Below are 17,331 nucleotides of genomic sequence, written 5' to 3'. Positions count from 1 at the left end.
TCAGAACTTGTACTTCAGACGCACGAACGGGGTGCGGCCGTACAGGTCGTACTGGGTTGCGAATGCCGGGATGTTGCCGTAGCGGGCATCGCTGACGCCGGTGGAGATCAACGGCGGGGTCTTGTTGAAGATGTTGCTGACACCCACCAGGATTTCCCAGTCGGCCTGCGCGTAGCTGACCGAAGCGGTGTGGTACGTGCGCGAATCGGCAACGATGTCACGGTAGGAGTTCGGACGGCCCTGATAGGTGTACACCGGGTTCAGGTCGATGTCTTCGGTCTTGTGGATATAGGTGGTCAGCCAGTTGAACGACCAGTCGCCACGGGTCAGGCTCAATGCCAGATTGCCCACGACTTTGGGACGGCCGATGTCGCCCAGCAGTTCCGAGGATTCCAGGCCGCTTGCAGCCGCACTGGAGAACACTTCCTGGGTGTCTTCGATCGTGTAGGTGACCTGGGTCTCGGCCGAGAACTTGCCGAACGAGAAGTCGTGATCGAAGTTGGCGGTCAGGTCGTAACCACGGGTGCGCTGCTTGTTGATGTTGATGTACTTGTTCTGGATCTCGGTCACCGCATACGGCTGGTTGCCGGTAGCCGGGTTGCGCTTCAGCAGGTCGCAGTAGCTGTTCGGGTACACCGTGCCGCCGTAGCAGCCGCGCATGATGTTGGTGCTGCCGAGCTGGGCGATTTCATCCTTCACTTCATAGTCGAAGTAGTCGATGGCCACGCTGAGGTTGGCGAAGGTCGGAGTGAACACGATACCCGCAGTCTTCGCACGCGAGGTTTCGGGAATCAGGCCACTGCCACCGCCGGTGGCGTACGAGGTACCGCTCGAGCCGCCGCCCGCATAATCGGCGGGAATGCCTGCGGCTGCGCAGTTGGTCTGATAGGCGCTGTTGGAGCTTTCACCCCAGCGGACGCACGGATCGTTTGCCTGCTGGAAGAAGCCGGTCTGGTTGCCCAGGTACAGCTCATACAGGCCCGGAGCACGGTAGGAAGTGCCGATCGAGCCACGCAGACGCACCGATGGGATGATCTGCCAGTTCAGGCCGACCTTCCAGACGTTGTCCGAACCGGACACCGTGTCGTACTTGAATACACGGCCGGAGGCGTTCAGGCTCAGCGACTCCACCGCAGGCAGGCCCTTCAGCAGCGGAACGTCCAGCTCGACGAAGGCTTCCTTGACCTTGTCGTTGCCCTTGGTCACATCAGCCGAGGACGAGCCCCAGATGTCACCGGCGCGCGACAATTCGCCCGGCTGGTCGTTGATCGAGTAGTAGCGGTATTCCAGGCCGCCCGCAAAACCGACCGCACCCGCCGGCATCTCGAACAGGTCGCCGCTGACGACGGCGTTGATGGTGGCCTGCTTGTAGATGGTCTTGCCCCAGTCCCAGACGCCCAGCTTGTCGACCAGTTCATCGACCTTGCGGCCGCTGAGGTACTCCGGATCGAAGTAGTTCACCGCCGGAGGAGCATCGGTGTAGTCCAGGTCGCCGCTCTTGGAGGCCTGGATGGCGAGGTTACCGTACTTGCCCTTGGAGTGGCTGAAGTTCGCATTGACTTCCCATGCCCAGGTGTCGGTGCCCTTGAACAGGCCGTCAAGCTTGGTGGCGGCATAGAAGTAGTCGACCGTCACATCCTGTTGCGACTTGAACAGCATCACCGGATTGGCTTCGATGCGGGTGCCCGGCAGGTATGCGTACGGGAAGAACTGGCGCCAGGCGAACGTTTCGGTTTCGCGGCGGTTGAACAGGAACTGCGTCTTCCAGTTGACCGAATCGAAGCCGAAATCGGTTGCCAGGTAGACCGTCTTGCGTTCCTGCTGGTTGATGATCTGGCCCTCGCCCCAACGGGCGAAGTTCAACGGCTCATCGTAGAAGGCCTGGCCACGCGCATAGGTCTGGGTCTTGCGCGGGCGGTAGCCCGGCAGCGGGCCGACAGTGGTGCCATCACCCGACGGCACATAGCGGGTGCTGCCGATGTCGACCACGTTGTGAAGCATGTTGTTGCAGCCGGCCAGCGGGGTGCCGGCGTTGACCGAGCGATCTTCGCGATCGATGCGGTTGCCGTCCGCGTCCTTGATCAGGTCGTTGCCGCACTTCAGATAGTCGCGGTCGCCGCGGGTCAGCTCATAGTGCTTGTACCACTCGACGGCAGCCACGACGCTGCCCTTTTCGAAGTTCCAGCCATTGGCCAGCGACGCCGAGAACACTTCGCCGCCACCCTCGGTCGGCACGCGACCGGTGACGGTCAGCTCCGGGCGCTCGATGTTCTTCTTGGTGATCAGGTTGACCACACCGGCCACCGCGTCGGAACCATAGATCGAGGACGAACCGTCCTTCACGATCTCGGCACGCTGCAGGATGGCGGTGGGAATGACGTTCAGGTCGAAGGCGCCGACGGCGCCACGGGTACCGGCCGGGCCGGGGCGCTGGCCATCGAGCAGCACCAGGGTGCGGTTGGCGCCCAGGCCGCGAAGCGACACGGTCTGTACGCCGGTGCCGCCGTCCACGACGAAGCCGCCGAACTGGTGGGTGATCTGGGTTTCGGCCGAACCGATGGCCGACTTCTGCAGGAACTCGGCCACGTTGACCTGGCCCTGCTTCGCATTGGTTTCGGCGTTGATCGTGAACACCGGCGAAGTGGTCTCGTAGTCCGCACGGCGGATCAGGGAGCCGGTGACCGTAACCTTGTCAAGATCGGTTGCGCGGGTGGAAGCGCTTGAGCTGCTTGACGCCTTTGCTTCCTGCTGGGTGGATTCCTGGGCCAGAGCCGGTGCGACCTGCAGGCAGGCCAGCACAGCAAGAGTCAACGGGACGCGGCTTGGCTTTGATTGGCGGTTGGCGTTGCGCATTTCGTTTTGATCCCCACTTGTTATGCTTCGGTTAATGGAGTGTATGAGTCGCGTAAAGTAAATGCAACATGAATATTAAAATCTCTTAACTTGCTGTTGTTATGGGGAAATTCAGTATTTGGGGCATGAAAAAGCCCCTGCCTGGCCGGCAGGGGCTTGGTGAAAGCGAGGGTGCCCGGGGAGGGATCAGAGGCCGCCGGGGCCGCAATCCTTGCTCAGGTAGTCGGCCATGAGCGTCAATGTCGTCCGGAAGTGCACGGGGTACCAGGGCATGCTGTGCGGCATGTCGGGGATCAGTTCGAACCGGGCCGGCACCTTGCCCTGTACGCCGTTGTAGAAGTTCCTCGCATGGAAGGACGGCGTGCGTACGTCACGGTCGCCGACGAAGGTCAGCAGAGGAATCGTGGCCTTCGCGGTGTTCTGCATCGGGTCCATGCCCTTCACCGTGCGCCCCTGCAGAATGCGTTGCAGGCGGTTCTGGCTCCAGGAGGTGCCCAGTCGGCCAAGATCAGTGACCGGGGCACCCGCGATGGCGCACTGGTAGGGCGATGGGCTTCGGACCGTTGCAGCGGCAGCCGCGAAACCACCGTAGGAATAGCCGAAGATCGCGATCCGGTCCTTGGCGGCGATGCCCTGTGAGACCAGCCAGGCGGCGCCGTCATCCTTGTCGTCCTGCATCTTCTGGCCCCACTCGGCGTCACCTGCCAGCCAGAGCTTGCGGCCAAGGCCGGCGCTGCCGCGGTACTGAGGGCGCAACACGGCGTAGCCGCGCGAAGTGAAGAACGGTACCCAGCCTGATGCATCCCAGCCAGTGTAGTCGCGCGCCCACGGCCCGCCGTGCGGATGAACGAGTGCCGGCAGCGGGCCGTCGCCCTGCTTCCAGCCCGGCGGGAGATCCAGAATCGCTGGAATCTGCAGCCCATCGCGTGCGGTGTAGGTCACCCAGCGTTGTTCGCCAATCTGTTTGCTGTCCACCCAGGGGCGCTCATTGCCGAGTGGCACGACATCCTTGCGATCGGCCAGGATGAAGTAGCTCTTCGGGTTGCGGTTGCTTTCCGTGGTGAACAGGACGCGCGAAAGGTCGTCGTTGTAGCCGGTGATGTAGATGCTCAGGCCGGGATAGGCTTTCTGCAGGCCCTCCTGCAGGGCCTTCATCTGCGGATCCACGTACACGGCCTGTCGCTGCGGACCGTCGATATAGAAGCCGAGGACCTGGTTGAAGTTGCTCTTGCGCGTGCCCAGGATCAGTGAACTGATCGAGAAGGACGGATGGGCGGCCAGAGGCTCCTTGTCGAACTCCTTTTTGGCAGGATCGTACAGTCGCGCCTGCACCAGATCGGAGAACTGGTCGGTCAGCACGTACAGCTTGCCGCTGTCATCGTCTATGCCGACGACTTCCACCGTATAGCGTTCGCTCAGTCGGGTGGTCAGGGGGGCGTGCACTTCGAACTGGCCGGCGCTGTTCTTGATCAGAATGCGTTGTTCGAAATCGTCGGAGCCGGCGGATTCGACCTGGGTCTGGGTAAGGACTTCACCTGTTCGGGGATGGAACAGGCCGGGTGACGTGCGGGAGCTGCCCTTGAACAGCAGTTCGGTCTGGCCCGTGCGCAGGTTGAAGCGATAGTAGTTGGCCTGCAGCGTGGCCTCATTGAGCTGGCTGATGATGACCCTGTCTGCATCCAGCGGCAGCCCATGGACGAGCGAGGCGGTACCCGCAAGTTCGAGGCAGCGAAGGGTCTCGGGGCTGACCCCGAGCGTGCGGGTGTTGTTGGCGAAAGCCTCGTCGAACTTGGTCTGGGTAGCGTCGGTGAGGTAGGCCTTGGTCAGGAAGGTCTTGGTGGCTCCCGTACTGTTGCCTTCACCGCAGCCGCCGAGTTTGCCTGTCCATTCCTGGCGTCCGATGACGAGGTTGCGTCCCGCCTTCAGTGCGCTTGCCGCGATGAACTTCATCCGGTCACCGGATGGCGTGATGGCGACCGGACCGGCGCCGAGGTTATCCAGGTTCCAGTTGGCCAGGGCGGTATCGCTGTTGTCGCTGCCGGGCGCGGCGACGATCGCGACCAGCTGCTTGCCGTCGGCGCTCATGGTGACCGACTGGATGGTGGGGATCTTGGCGAAATCCTCGGCTGGCAGAGGGCTTGCGAGGGCAGGGGCAATGCACAGCGCCGCCAGTGCGGCGGCGCCAAGGCGGGCGGGGGACAAGCGCAGTTCCATGGTCGGCAGGGTCCTTGTGGCGGGCACATCAATATGACCTGAAGATGAACGAAGACGTGAATCCAGTCAACTTGGCGTGAATGCCCGGGCGCGCGTCACGCCCTGGAGGGACGACCAGCAAAAAAAGACCCCGCCGGGGGCGGGGTCTTTGGTGCGGCAAGGGCCTGGATCAGTGATCGCCGAACTCGTACTTGGCCTGCACATAGATGGCACGCCCGTAGGCGTTGTACAGGTAATTGTTGTACGGCTGGCCGCTGGTGCCGGCGAAGCTGAAGCGCTGGTTGTCCGGCATCTTGTTGAACACGTTGTTGACCATCAGCGACAGGGTCAGGTTGTCCAATGCACGGTAGTTCACGCTCAGGTTGTAAGTGGTGTAGGAGCCCCACTTGCCTGCCTTGTAGCCGGAGCTGTGGACGTAGTCGTAGCCATTGCCCACGTACGCCATGTAGTTCGGCGTCTTGCCAATGTAGTTGGCGTACAGGGTGGTGGTCCATTTGTCCTTGGCCCAGCCGACCGAACCATCGGCGCGCACCTTGGCGTACGAGTCGTACACCCACATCGCGTACGGGTCACGCAGCAGGTCCAGGAACTCATCGCCCGGCTGCGGCTGCAGTTCGCGCTTGAGCATGTCGGTGTAGTTGCCCGAGAACTGAAGCGAACCGAAGCGGCCCATGTCGTGCACGTACTTGAAGCTGGCGGTCAGCGCTTCCAGGTTCTGGCGGGCGACGTTCATCTTCGGGGTGTAGATCTCGTCCAGCACGCCGGACGCATCGCGGGTGATCCAGTCGTTGACGTTCTGGCAGCTGGCCGAGGTGTTGTTGGCCTGGCCGCGACGGCAGTAGTACTCGGCCAGCAGCAGCTGGTCGGAGCTGAGCGTATCGACCTCGTTCTTGATCTTCCAGTTGTAGTAGTCCACCGACAGCGACAGGTTGTTGATCGGTGCCCACACAACACCTGCATTCCAGACGTCGGCGGTGATCGGTTCCAGGTCCGGATTGCCGGCGCGGGTGCCGAACACCGAGACGCTGTCATACGGGCAACCGGTGGTGTTGGCCGGGTCGTAGCCCAACTGGCCGCAGCGGTAGTAGTCGGTGGAGCCGTTGGCGTAGTAGCCGCTACGGCCCTGGAACGCGTCGGACAGCGTCGGAGCGCGGAACGCCGTACCGTACTTGCCGCGGAACAGCAGGCTTTCGATCGGACGGAACTCGACGCCGATGCTGTAGGTGGACTTGTCGACGGTGTTGCTGCCGATCTTGAAGGCGTCGTAGCGACCGGAACCGGTCACCGTCAGCATGTCATGCAGGGGCAGGCGCAGTTCGCCGGTCACCGCATAGTTGCTGCGGTGGCCGGCACCGGAGACCGCCGTGGTGCCCCAGACGCTGCCATCCATCAGGCCCGGATCGGGGCTGTAGTCCCAGCCTTCGCTTCCACCTTCAACGACCACGGCCAGGCCGGCGTCGCCGCCGGGCAGCTTGAACAGTGATCCATTGGTGACCTGTGCACGGGCCAGGTTCTGCCAGGTGCGGCTCTGGCTGTAGCTGTAGCCGGTGAAGGTCTGGAAGTCACCGGCCGGCAGCGGCGCGTAGAAGGCTTCCCAGTTCGGGCTGTAGATGTCGTAGCCGGTGCTGGTGGTTCCCAGCACCGGGCCGAGCACGCGCTGTTCGAAGTAATCGTTGATCGGGTCATTCCAGCGCACGAAATTGCGCTCGGTCAGCTTGTACTCGCCGCGGGTGAAGCTGAGGCTGTAGTCCCAGTTGCCGGCCGTGCCGCGGCCGCCCAGCGTCACCTGATAGGCCTTGTTGCGGTCGGTGTTCATGATGTCGCGGTAGCCGGCGCCGCCGATGTCTTCCGGGGCGAACACGCGCTGCAGGTTCATGTACTGGCCGCTGGCCTGGTCGTAGAAGCGGCCCCAACCGGAAGAGGTGCCCCACCAGGTGTAGCCGGAACCCGTCGCGTACTTGACCTCTTCCAGGCTGTACAGCGCATCGCCGAACAGCTGGAAATTGTCATTCACGTCGAAGGTGGCAGAGCTGTAGATCTGCGCGCTTTCCTTGCCGTTCTTGATGGTCTTGTAGCCGGTGCCATAGGTCGAGCCGCATGCCTGGCCGGTGGGCCGGGTGCCGAGCACGGTGGTGCCATCGAACTGCCCGGCGACGTTGGCGCACAGGTTCGGGTCCATCATCGCGTAACGGTTGTTGTTGGCCGGCAGCAGCACCAGGAAATCGTTGGAGACGTACTGCGGGCTGTAGCCGTCGGGATTGTTGACCTTGGTCAGATCGCGTTGGTAGCCCCAGATCGGGCTGGTCTTTTCGTACTGCACATTGACCAGCGCGTGGAAGCGGTCATCGACACCATTGAAGCCGCGGGCGCCGCTGAAGCGGAAGCTGTTGCCGCCGCCTTCGCTGTAGGCGCCGCCACGGACGTTGAGGACGCCACCATCCATGCGTTCCTTGAGGATGATGTTGACCACGCCAGCGATCGCATCGGAGCCATACAGTGAGGACTGGCCGCCCGGCAGGATCTCGATGCGCTCGACGATGTCGATCGGAATGCCGCTGATGTTGTTGAACGTATCGCCGCCGTTGTACAGCGCCGGATATGAAAGCATCGGGCGGCCGTTGATGAGGTACTTGGTGTAACCCGGGCTGAGGCCGAACATGCCGGCGGCTTCGGCGCCCTGGGTGAACGAGGCCGAGGTCTGGCCACCCTGCAGGCCGCCAGTGGACAGCGAGGACTGCTGCAGGACATCGGCAACGCTGGTGAAGCCGCGGGTCTGGATGTCCTCTGCGGTCACGGTCAGGACCGGCGTGTGGTTCTCGATCTCGGTCTGCGGAATCAGCGAACCGGTGACCGTCACGCGGTCAAGCTGGGTCGGTGCATTGCCGCTTTGCGCCAGGGCCGTGCCGGAGGCGAGCAGTGTGCCGAGCAGGGCGAGCGTCAGTGGGTGGCGCGAGAGTGTGGAACGATGGCGAGACATGGAAAATCCCCGTAGTGAGCGATGTCTTTGGCTACCGGCTTCCGTGTCGGCTTAACGATCTGTTCAGTTGCATTCCATTCAGTCGGACCGTAACACGCACTTAACGCAGGGAACACACGATCGTCATTTCGTCAATCGGGGTTTCGGCTGAAAAATGTCGGTATATCAATGACTAACGCCAATTGTTTTGGAGTGTTTCAAAAGATGGCGATATGAAGAGCATTCTTTCGTAGTGCATTTGCTGCTTCTGCATCAGTGCTTTACCGAAGGCTTCCTGGAACCAAAAAAAAGGCCCCGCCGAAGCGGGGCCTGGTCCAGACACGAAGTCCGGAAAACGACGGGATCAGAAGTTGTACTTGACCTGGGCCGAGATCTGGCGGCCGTAGACGCTGTAGAAGCCGTCATTGAACGGGGTCGATTCGTTGCCCGGGTAGTTGTAGCGCTGGCCTTCCGGCAGCTTGTTGAACACGTTGTTGACCATCAGCGACAGGACCAGATCTTCCTGTGCCTGGTAGTTCATGCTCAGGTTGTACGTGGTGTACGAACCCCACTTGCCGGCCTTGGCGCCGGAGGAGTGGACGTAGCCGTAGCTGCGGCCGGTGTAGGCCAGGTAGTTCGGGGTGCTGCCGACGTAGTTGGCGTACACGGTGGTGGTGAACTTGGCGATGTTCCAGGCCACCGACAGATCGCCGCGGACCTTGGCGAAGTTGTCGTAGTACCACATGTTGTACGGATCGCTCAGCAGATCCAGCTTGGCGGCACCCGGCATCGGCTGCACTTCACGCTTCAGCATGTTGGTGTAGTTGCCGGAGAACATCAGCGAGCCGAAGCGGCCGATATCCTGCTGGTACTTGGCCGCTACGGTCACCGCTTCCAGGTTCTGGCTGGCAACGTTGAGCTTCGGCGTGTACACGCGGGTCAGGTTGCCACCGGCATCGCGGGACACCCAGTTGGTCACGTCACCGCAGCTGGCCGAGGTGTTGTTCGGCAGGCCGTTGTGGCACTGGTACTCGGCCAGCAGCAGCTGGTCGCTGCTGAGGGTCTTGACCTCGTTCTTGATCTTCCAGTTGTAGTAGTCGGCCGACAGCGAGAAGTTGCTGACCGGGGCCCACACCACGCCTGCGCTCCAGACGTCGGCGGTGATCGGCTTCAGGTCCGGGTTGCCGGACTTTTCGCTGTACACCGAGGTGTTCTTGTAGAACGAGCAGGCCTCGTCACGCAGGCCGTAGCCCAGCTGGCTGCAGCGGTAGTAGTCGTTCTGGCCGGACGAGTACGAACCGCTCATGCCCTGGAAGGCATCGGACAGGGTCGGCGCGCGGAAGGCGGTACCGTACTTGCCGCGCAGCAGCAGGCTCTCGATCGGACGGAATTCCAGACCGATGCTGTAGGTGGCCTTGTCGACGGTCTTGTCGGCAATCTTGAAGGCGTCATAGCGGCCCGACGCGCTGACGGTCAGCTTGTCGTGCAGCGGCATGCGCAGCTCGCTGGTGACCGCATAGTTGCTGCGGTGGCCGGCGCCGGCGACGGCGGTGGTGCCCCACACGTTGCCCTTGACGAACGCCTGGTCCGGCGAGTAGTCCCAACCTTCGCTGCCACCTTCCAGCACAACGGCCAGGCCGGCGTCACCGCCCGGCAGGCTGAACAGCGAGCCGTTGGTCACCTGCACGCGGCCCAGGTTCTGCCAGGTCTTGCTGCGGTGGGTACCGTAGCCGGTGAAGCTGGCGAACTGGTCCGGAGTGATCGGCGAGTAGAAGGCCGCGTAGTCCGGGTTGTAGATGTCGAAGCCATCAGCGGTGGTGCCCAGCTTGGGGCCCAGCACGTTGTCGCCGAAGAAGCCATCGATCTTGTCCTTCCAGCGCACGAAGCGGTTCTGGTCCAGGCGGTACTCACCACGGGTGAAGCTGGCGCTGTAGTCCCAGTCGCCGACCATGCCCTTGCCGCCCAGGGTGACCTGGTAAGCACGGCTTTCGTCGGAGTTCATGATGTTGTTGTAGTGGCCCGGGCCGATTTCTTCCGGCGCGAAGGCGCGCTGCAGGTTCACGACCTTGCCCAGGCCCTGGTCGTAGAAGCTGCCCAGGCTCGACTTGGTGCCCCACCACAGGGCGCTGGAGCCGGAGGTGAACTCGGTCTTTTCCTTGCTGTACAGCACATCGGCGAACAGCTGGAAGTTGTCGTTCACGTCGAAGGTCATCGACGAGTAGAACTGGCCGCTGTTCTTGCCGTTCTTCAGGGTCTTGTAGCCGGCGCTGTACACCGAACCGCAGGACTCGCCCGACGGGCGCTGGCCGACCACAGTGGTGCCGTCATACAGCCCAGCGACGTTCGCGCAACGGCTCGGGTCCATCATCAGCAGCTTGTTGTCAGCGTTGGTGATGACGGCGAAGTCGTTCGACGGGACCTGGGCGGTGTAGCCGACCGGGTTGTTCTGGCGGGTGATGTCGCGCTGGTAGCCCCAGATCGGGCTGCCGTTCTCGATCTGCACGTTGAACAGTGCATGGAAGCGGTCGTCGAAGGCGTTGATGCCCTTGGCGGCGCTGAAGCGGATGTTGCTGCCACCGCCTTCGGTGTAGGTGCCGCCACGGAGGGTCATGGTGCCGCCGTCCATGCGCTCCTTCAGGATGATGTTGACCACACCGGCGATCGCGTCCGAGCCGTACAGCGAGGACTGGCCGCCCGGCAGCACTTCGATGCGCTCGACGATGTCGATCGGAATGCCGCTGATGTTGTTGAAGGTTTCGCTGCCGTTGTACAGCGCCGGATACGAAAGCATCGGGCGGCCGTTGATCAGGTACTTGGTGTAGCCCGGGTTCAGGCCGAACATGCCGGCAGCTTCGGCGCCCTGGGTGAACGAACCCGAGGTCTGGCCACCCTGCAGGCCGCCGGTGGTCAGCGACGACTGCTGCAGCACTTCAGCAACACTGCTGAAGCCGCGGGTCTGGATGTCTTGGGCGGTGATGGACATCACCGGGGTCTGGGTTTCAACCTGGGTCTGCGGGATCAGCGAACCGGTGACGGTGATCTTGTCCAGGTTGGTCGCCTTGTCCTGGGCCATTGCCGGGGCGGCGGCCATCAGAGCGGAAATCAGGGCGACGGCGAGCGTGTTGCGACGTGCGGTGTTGCTTACGTAGTTCATGTAGTTCCATTGGAGAGCAAAAACAAAAACGGCACTGCGCATGCGCCATCGCGCGGGCTGGAAATGCCAGCTCCGCAGCCCAAAACAGTGCGGGTCGAACGTAACATGAACTTAACAATCTGTGCACGAATCTGTAGCAATCCTGAATTTCAGTCAGGTTACGTCCAGCTTGTATGATGCTCGGTTATTCCCCCTGACCCCGCCGGTGCTCGTTGTGAACAGTTCTCCCCGCCGTCCCCATGCAAGCCAGGTCCAGAAGGGACTTACGCCGCATGCCCGCATCCGCAACGTGATCGCGGTTGGTTCGGGCAAGGGCGGCGTCGGCAAGTCGACCACTGCGGTCAATCTGGCCGTGGCCCTGCAGCAGCTCGGCGCACGCGTGGGCGTGCTTGATGCGGACATCTACGGGCCGAGCGTGCCGGCCATGCTGGGCCTGTCCGGTCGCCCGGAAAGCCCCGACAACAAGAGCATCGAGCCGCTGCGTGCGTTCGGCGTGGACACCATGTCGATCGGCTACCTGATCGAAGAAGACACGCCGATGATCTGGCGTGGACCGATGGCCACCTCGGCGATGACCCAGCTGTTCAATGACACCCTGTGGGATGACCTGGACTACCTGCTGATCGACCTGCCACCGGGCACCGGTGACATCCAGCTGACCCTGACCCAGAAGATCCCGCTGGCCGGCGCGGTGATCGTCACCACCCCGCAGGACATCGCCACGCTGGATGCGAAGAAGGCGCTGAAGATGTTCGAGAAGGTCGAGGTGCCGGTGCTCGGCATCGTCGAGAACATGGCGGTGCATACCTGCAGCAGCTGCGGGCATGTCGAGCACCTGTTCGGCGAGGGCGGCGGCGAGCGCATGGCCGCGCAGTACGGCGTGCCGTTGCTGGGTTCGTTGCCGCTGCAGATCGGCATCCGCGAGCAGGGCGATTCCGGTACCCCGATCACCGTGGCCCAGCCGGATTCGGTCCCGGCCCAGGCCTACCGCCATGCCGCCCAGCGCCTGATCGAGGAGGTTGGCAAGCGTCCGCGTGCCTCGATCCCGATCCTGTCGTCGCTGCTGTAAGTGCCAGGGCAGGGGCCGCCGGCAACGCCCGGCCCCCTGCTAGAATCCTCGCGCCCCCTCGTACCCCAGGACAAAGCATGAGCATCAAGAGTGACCGTTGGATCCGCCGCATGTCCGAGCAGCACGGCATGATCGAGCCGTTCGAGGCCGGGCAGGTCAAGCAGGCCAACGGCGAGCGCATCGTCAGCTATGGCACCTCCAGCTACGGCTACGACGTGCGCTGCTCGCGCGAGTTCAAGGTGTTCACCAACATCAACTCGACCATCGTCGATCCCAAGCACTTCGATCCGGGCAGCTTCGTGGATATCGTCGGCGATGAATGCATCATCCCGCCCAACAGCTTCGCGTTGGCGCGCACCGTGGAGTACTTCCGCATCCCGCGCGACACCCTGGTGGTGTGCCTGGGCAAGAGCACCTACGCGCGCTGCGGCATCATCGTCAACGTGACCCCGCTGGAGCCGGAGTGGGAAGGCCACGTCACCCTGGAATTCAGCAACACCACGCCGCTGCCGGCACGCATCTACGCCAATGAAGGCGTGGCGCAGATGCTGTTCTTCCAGGCGGCCGCCGATGACATCTGCGAGACGTCGTACCGCGATCGTGGTGGCAAGTACCAAGGCCAGACCGGCGTGACCCTGCCGCGGACCTGAGCGGCGCGCCATCGCATGACGAAAACGCCGGGCATGCCCGGCGTTTTCATGGGTGCGGCCACACGCTGCGCTCGCCGGGCATGGCCCGGCGCCAGCTTATTTCCCGCGACCGAACAGCATCGCGATGCCCACGCCCACCAGTGCCACCGGCCACCAGGTCAACAGCAGCTTGGACAGGTTCAGGTGCGTCCAGCCGAGGTTGCTGGCGAGCATGAACAGGCCGATCAGGATCAGCAGGACGGCGGCAACGAGGTTGAATCGCATCGGGTCGGCAAACGCTCAGGACTGGGCTGGATATCCTAGCCGTTCCTTCCAGTAGGCGACATGCTGGTCCAGCGCACCCGGCTCGTAGCGGTGCGCAGGGCCACTGCCCCAGACCGGGCCCGGCCACGCGGGGTCGCCGTCATGGCGGCCGATCACATGGAAATGCAGCTGGCGCACGATGTTGCCCAGCGCACCGATATTGATCTTCTCCACCCCGTCGGCGCCCTTCAGGGCCTTGCAGGCGCGGTTGAGCTCGGTGCGCAGCTTGTCCTGCTGCTCGCCGTCCAGCTCGATCCACTCGGTCACCCCGGCCAGGCGCGGTACCAGCACCAGCCAGGGGAATCGTTCGTCGTTCATCAGCCGCACTTGCGACAACGGTCCTTCCGCCACCAGCACGCTATCGGTGGCCAGGCGTGAATCGAGTTCGAATTCGCTCATCCAAGATGCTCCGAGAAGAAGTCCAGGGTGCGTTGCAGCGCCAGGGTGGCGCTGTCTGGATCATACGCATGTCCGACCTCCCGGTTGAAGGCGTGGTCGGCCGGATAGACGAAGGTGGCCATCTGCGGCAGCTTCTCGCGATGGGCCTGCACGGCCTCCGGCGGGATGCTCTTGTCCTGGGCACCGAAGTGGAAGATCACCGGGGCCTTGGGTGTCTCATCCAGGAACTGGACGTTGCGCGCACCGTAGTAGCTGACCGAGGGCAGGCCCAGGCGCAGGGCCGACAGCATCGCCACCGTGCCGCCCCAGCAGTAGCCCACCGTGCCGACCTTGCCGTAGGGGGCCAGCCGGGTCGCTGCGGCACGGACCACCTCCAGCGCCTTCTCCATGCCCAGTGCGCTGACCCGTTCCAGGCCCTGCTTCACGCCGTCGGCGTCATAGGGCAGGGCGTCCGGATCGGCTTCTGTGCCGTCAATCAGGTCGAAAAAGGACGGCGCCAGCACCGCATAGCCTTCGGCCGCGAAGCGCTCGGCCACGCCGCGGATGTGCGGGTTGGCGCCGAAGATTTCCTGCACCACCACCAGCCCGCCACGCGGGGTGCCCTCCGGCAGGGCGTGCCAGGCCCGTACCGGGCCGTGATGCGTATCCAGGGTGATCCACTCGGCCATCGTTTCCATCTCGTTGCGGTGAACAGAACCGCATTGTCGGCGCTGCGTGGGTTAGCGCGGTGTCAGCGGCTGTGCGTGATCGGGCGGCTGGCCATTCAGAGCGCGGCCGCCAACCCCGGTATACTGGCGCCCTTTCAGGCCCCGGCCCCCAGGAACCCCTGCCACGACGGCAGGGGCCCAGGCCCCCAGAGTCCCGCGATTCCATGTCCCAGCTGAACCCCAAAGTCGGCTTCGTCAGCCTTGGCTGCCCGAAGGCCCTTGTCGATTCCGAACGCATCCTTACCCAGCTCCGCTCGGAAGGCTACGACATCGTGCCGTCCTACGATTCGGCCGACGTGGTGGTGGTCAACACCTGCGGCTTCATCGATTCGGCGGTGACCGAGTCGCTGGACGCGATCGGCGAGGCGATGAACCAGAACGGTAAGGTCATCGTCACCGGCTGCCTGGGCAAGCGCCCGGAGCAGATCCGCGAGGCGTACCCCAACGTGCTGGCGGTGTCCGGCCCGCAGGACTACCAGAGCGTGATGGAAGCGGTGCACGAAGCGCTGCCGCCCAAGCACGATCCGTTCGTGGACCTGGTGCCCGACTACGGCATCAAGCTGACCCCGCGTCACTATGCCTACCTGAAGATTTCCGAGGGCTGCAACCACAAGTGCAGCTTCTGCATCATTCCGTCGATGCGCGGCAAGCTGGTTTCGCGCCCGGTGGATGAAGTGCTGCGTGAAGCCGAGCGCCTGGTGCGTGGTGGCGTGCGCGAGCTGCTGGTGGTTTCGCAGGACACCTCGGCCTATGGCGTGGACGTGAAGTACGCCGAGAAGATGTGGCGAAACAAGGCCTACCAGACCCGCCTGAAGGCGCTGTGCGAAGGCCTGTCCGAGCTGGATGCGTGGGTGCGCATGCACTACGTCTACCCGTACCCGCACGTGGACGAGGTGGTGCCGCTGATGGCCGAAAACCGCATCCTGCCGTACCTGGACATCCCGTTCCAGCACGCCAGCCCACGCATCCTGCGCCTGATGAAGCGCCCCGGCGCGGTCGAGAAGACCCTGGAGCGCGTGCAGAACTGGCGCCGTATCGCGCCGGACATCACCGTGCGTTCCACCTTCATCGTCGGCTTCCCCGGCGAGACCGAGGCCGAATTTGAAGAGCTGCTGTCGTTCCTCGACGAAGCGCAGCTGGACCGCGTCGGCGCGTTCGCCTATTCGCCGGTCGAGGGTGCCACCGCCAACGACCTGCCGGATGCGGTTCCGGAGGAAGTGAAGCAGGAGCGCTTGGCCCGTTTCATGGAAAAGCAGGCGCAGATTTCCGCTGCGCGCCTGGAGGCCAAGATCGGCACCGTGCAGCAGTGCCTGGTCGACGCCATCGAAGGCGATATCGCGGTGGCCCGTTCCAAGGCCGATGCCCCGGAGATCGATGGCCTGGTGCACATCCAGAATGCCGACCAGGTGCCGTTGCGCGTGGGTGAGTTCGTCGACGTGGACATCACCGAGAGCGACGAGCACGACCTGTACGGTGACGCGCTGCCGGCCGCCACCCGCCCGGCATTCGATCTCAAGATGCTGTGACCGCGGCGACGACCGCCGCCGGTGACGGCAGCGGCGTCCGCCGTTTCGTGCCGCCGCCGCGTGCGGCGGTCGATCCACAGGTGTTCGCGCACCCGGTGTTTGCCGGATTGCGCGACGTTCGTGATCTGTTGGAAGGCCCGGAGTGGCCGTCCATTGCAGCGCTCGAGGCACGCCTCGCGCTACCGGGCATGCAGCTGGTCGAGCAGGATGCCAGGCTGCTGGCCGACGGCCTGCACTACGAAGCCCGCATCGCACAGGGCCGCATCGCCACCCGCGCCGACAACTGGCATGACCTGTTCAACGCACTGGTGTGGGCCCACTACCCGCAGCTCAAGCAGGCGCTCAATGCGCAGCAGTGCCGGCATATCGAGGCGATGCCGCCGGGTCAGCGCAACCGCGCGCAGGCGGCACTGACCCAGTTCGACGAAACCGGCGTGATCGTGCGTGTGCGCGATCACACGCTGCTGGCTGCCTGGGATGTGCACGACTGGTGTGCGCTGTTCGAATCGAGACACTGGCTGAGCGGCGACATTGCCATCGCTACGGTATTCGGGCACGCGCTGATGGAGCAGGCGCTGCTGCCGGGCCGCCGGCTGGTGGGCAAGTGCGTGGTGGTGCACGGCGAAGTCGATGATGCCTGCGTTGACGCAGTGGCTTCGGCCATCGTCGAGGGCAGGGCAGTGACCGATCCCCTGCAGTTGCGTCCGCTGCCGCTGGCGGGAATCCCGGGCTGGCACCAGGGACAGGATGCCGCCTTCTATGCAGATGCCGCGTACTTCCGCCCGCTGCGTGCCGGCCGCCAGTACCCGCGGCCGTTGCACGGGTCTATGTAGAGCCGACTGTCAGTCGACTGCTCTTCGTTCCGAGGCCGTGAACGCCCGACAGGTGGCTTCGGCGAGTCATCAACCGCGATGAGGAGCGCGGTGCGCTTACCGTCCGGCTGCGGAGGTTTGTGCCGCGCTTGGCGCGGTAGTCGACTGACAGTCGACGCTACAGCGGTTCGTATTCCACGCTGATCACCGCGAAGGTGAACTGGCCGCCGGGCAGTTCCACCGAAAATTCATCATCCAGCCGCTTCTTCAGCAGCGCACGCGCCAGGGGGGAATCGATGCTGATCCAACCCAGCCCAGCATCGGTCTCATCCGGGCCGACAATGCGATAGCGGCTGGTCTCACCGCTGTCCACGTTCTCCAGTTCCACCCATGCGCCGAAGAACACCGCCAGCGGATCGGTCGGCGTGGTATCGACCACGCGTAGCGATTCCAACCGCTTGGTCAGGTAGCGCACACGACGGTCGATCTCGCCCAGCTGCTTCTTGCGATAGGTGTACTCGGCGTTTTCCGAACGGTCGCCTTCCGCAGCGGCCGCGGCCAGTGCCTTCACCACCTCGGGGCGGCGCACACGCCATAGGTCATCCAGCTCGGCCTTCAGCCGGGCGTGGCCGGAGGCGGTGATCAGGGCGGTACTCTTTTCTGCAGGGGGACGCCAACGCGACATGTG

The 17,331-nt window shown here is 63.6% G+C and carries 12 protein-coding genes; 4 read left to right on the top strand and 8 right to left on the bottom strand.

Annotation, left to right across the window (positions count from 1 at the left end):
- The 4 genes from ACZK2R_RS16410 to ACZK2R_RS16395 all read right to left on the bottom strand — a co-directional run bounded on the left by ACZK2R_RS16410 (window position 1) and on the right by ACZK2R_RS16395 (window position 11,177).
- Window positions 1–2,853, bottom strand: coding sequence for a TonB-dependent receptor domain-containing protein (locus ACZK2R_RS16410; RefSeq protein WP_125893993.1), 2,853 nt, complete (start codon window positions 2,851–2,853; stop codon window positions 1–3).
- Window positions 2,854–3,039: 186 nt separating this feature from the next.
- Window positions 3,040–5,067 (bottom strand): alpha/beta hydrolase family protein, encoded by a 2,028-nt coding sequence (locus ACZK2R_RS16405; RefSeq protein WP_049398711.1) that lies wholly within the window; start codon window positions 5,065–5,067, stop codon window positions 3,040–3,042.
- A 169-nt stretch (window positions 5,068–5,236) separates the two neighbouring features.
- Window positions 5,237–8,044 carry a TonB-dependent receptor domain-containing protein gene (locus ACZK2R_RS16400; protein ID WP_180836620.1) on the bottom strand — a complete coding sequence of 936 codons (2,808 nt, stop codon included), beginning with the start codon at window positions 8,042–8,044 and terminating at the stop codon, window positions 5,237–5,239.
- Between the two features lie 343 nt (window positions 8,045–8,387).
- Window positions 8,388–11,177 (bottom strand): TonB-dependent receptor plug domain-containing protein, encoded by a 2,790-nt coding sequence (locus ACZK2R_RS16395; protein ID WP_180836621.1) that lies wholly within the window; start codon window positions 11,175–11,177, stop codon window positions 8,388–8,390.
- Between the two features lie 214 nt (window positions 11,178–11,391).
- Between ACZK2R_RS16395 and apbC the strand changes: the two genes are divergently transcribed.
- Both apbC and dcd read left to right on the top strand, forming a co-directional pair.
- Window positions 11,392–12,246, top strand: coding sequence for an iron-sulfur cluster carrier protein ApbC (gene apbC / locus ACZK2R_RS16390; RefSeq protein ID WP_026347084.1), 855 nt, complete (start codon window positions 11,392–11,394; stop codon window positions 12,244–12,246).
- Window positions 12,247–12,323: 77 nt separating this feature from the next.
- On the top strand, window positions 12,324–12,896 hold the full coding sequence (dcd, locus tag ACZK2R_RS16385) for a dCTP deaminase (protein ID WP_010483020.1): 573 nt from the start codon (window positions 12,324–12,326) through the stop codon (window positions 12,894–12,896).
- A 96-nt stretch (window positions 12,897–12,992) separates the two neighbouring features.
- On the opposite strand, the gene ACZK2R_RS16380 is transcribed toward dcd, so the two are convergent.
- Genes ACZK2R_RS16380 through ACZK2R_RS16370 form a run of 3 tightly spaced genes read right to left on the bottom strand, consistent with a single transcriptional unit; the run spans window position 12,993 to window position 14,266 of the window.
- Window positions 12,993–13,160: a LiaI-LiaF-like domain-containing protein gene (locus tag ACZK2R_RS16380; protein WP_005418011.1), complete on the bottom strand. Its 168-nt coding sequence runs from the start codon at window positions 13,158–13,160 to the stop codon at window positions 12,993–12,995.
- A 15-nt stretch (window positions 13,161–13,175) separates the two neighbouring features.
- Window positions 13,176–13,598 (bottom strand): HIT domain-containing protein, encoded by a 423-nt coding sequence (locus ACZK2R_RS16375; protein WP_049398714.1) that lies wholly within the window; start codon window positions 13,596–13,598, stop codon window positions 13,176–13,178.
- Complete coding sequence (locus ACZK2R_RS16370) at window positions 13,595–14,266, bottom strand: dienelactone hydrolase family protein (RefSeq protein WP_125895846.1); 672 nt, start codon at window positions 14,264–14,266, stop codon at window positions 13,595–13,597. Before ACZK2R_RS16370 ends, ACZK2R_RS16375 begins: the two co-directional genes overlap by 4 nt.
- A gap of 203 nt (window positions 14,267–14,469) precedes the next feature.
- Between ACZK2R_RS16370 and rimO the strand changes: the two genes are divergently transcribed.
- Both rimO and ACZK2R_RS16360 read left to right on the top strand, forming a co-directional pair.
- Window positions 14,470–15,831, top strand: a complete 1,362-nt coding sequence (rimO, locus tag ACZK2R_RS16365) for a 30S ribosomal protein S12 methylthiotransferase RimO (RefSeq protein WP_125895847.1) — start codon at window positions 14,470–14,472, stop codon at window positions 15,829–15,831.
- Window positions 15,828–16,664: a DUF3025 domain-containing protein gene (locus tag ACZK2R_RS16360; RefSeq protein ID WP_125895848.1), complete on the top strand. Its 837-nt coding sequence runs from the start codon at window positions 15,828–15,830 to the stop codon at window positions 16,662–16,664. Before rimO ends, ACZK2R_RS16360 begins: the two co-directional genes overlap by 4 nt.
- A gap of 157 nt (window positions 16,665–16,821) precedes the next feature.
- On the opposite strand, the gene greB is transcribed toward ACZK2R_RS16360, so the two are convergent.
- A complete protein-coding gene (greB, locus tag ACZK2R_RS16355; RefSeq protein WP_012480898.1) occupies window positions 16,822–17,328 on the bottom strand; it encodes a transcription elongation factor GreB in 507 nt (168 codons plus the stop codon).
- Window positions 17,329–17,331: the final 3 nt, after the last annotated feature.

The sequence above is a fragment of the Stenotrophomonas sp. 96582_Sma genome (assembly GCF_056480905.1).
The sequence above is the reverse complement of the archived record's forward strand: the minus strand, read 5'-3'. Positions and strand labels throughout refer to the sequence as shown.

Coding starts and splice junctions, on each gene's coding strand:
- greB (WP_012480898.1), bottom strand. CDS start 17,328: ATGTCGCGTTGGCGTCCCCCTGCAGAAAAGAGTACCGCCCTGATCACC.
- ACZK2R_RS16370 (WP_125895846.1), bottom strand. CDS start 14,266: ATGGCCGAGTGGATCACCCTGGATACGCATCACGGCCCGGTACGGGCC.
- dcd (WP_010483020.1), top strand. CDS start 12,324: ATGAGCATCAAGAGTGACCGTTGGATCCGCCGCATGTCCGAGCAGCAC.
- ACZK2R_RS16375 (WP_049398714.1), bottom strand. CDS start 13,598: ATGAGCGAATTCGAACTCGATTCACGCCTGGCCACCGATAGCGTGCTG.
- ACZK2R_RS16410 (WP_125893993.1), bottom strand. CDS start 2,853: ATGCGCAACGCCAACCGCCAATCAAAGCCAAGCCGCGTCCCGTTGACT.
- ACZK2R_RS16400 (WP_180836620.1), bottom strand. CDS start 8,044: ATGTCTCGCCATCGTTCCACACTCTCGCGCCACCCACTGACGCTCGCC.
- ACZK2R_RS16395 (WP_180836621.1), bottom strand. CDS start 11,177: ATGAACTACGTAAGCAACACCGCACGTCGCAACACGCTCGCCGTCGCC.
- ACZK2R_RS16405 (WP_049398711.1), bottom strand. CDS start 5,067: ATGGAACTGCGCTTGTCCCCCGCCCGCCTTGGCGCCGCCGCACTGGCG.
- rimO (WP_125895847.1), top strand. CDS start 14,470: ATGTCCCAGCTGAACCCCAAAGTCGGCTTCGTCAGCCTTGGCTGCCCG.
- ACZK2R_RS16380 (WP_005418011.1), bottom strand. CDS start 13,160: ATGCGATTCAACCTCGTTGCCGCCGTCCTGCTGATCCTGATCGGCCTG.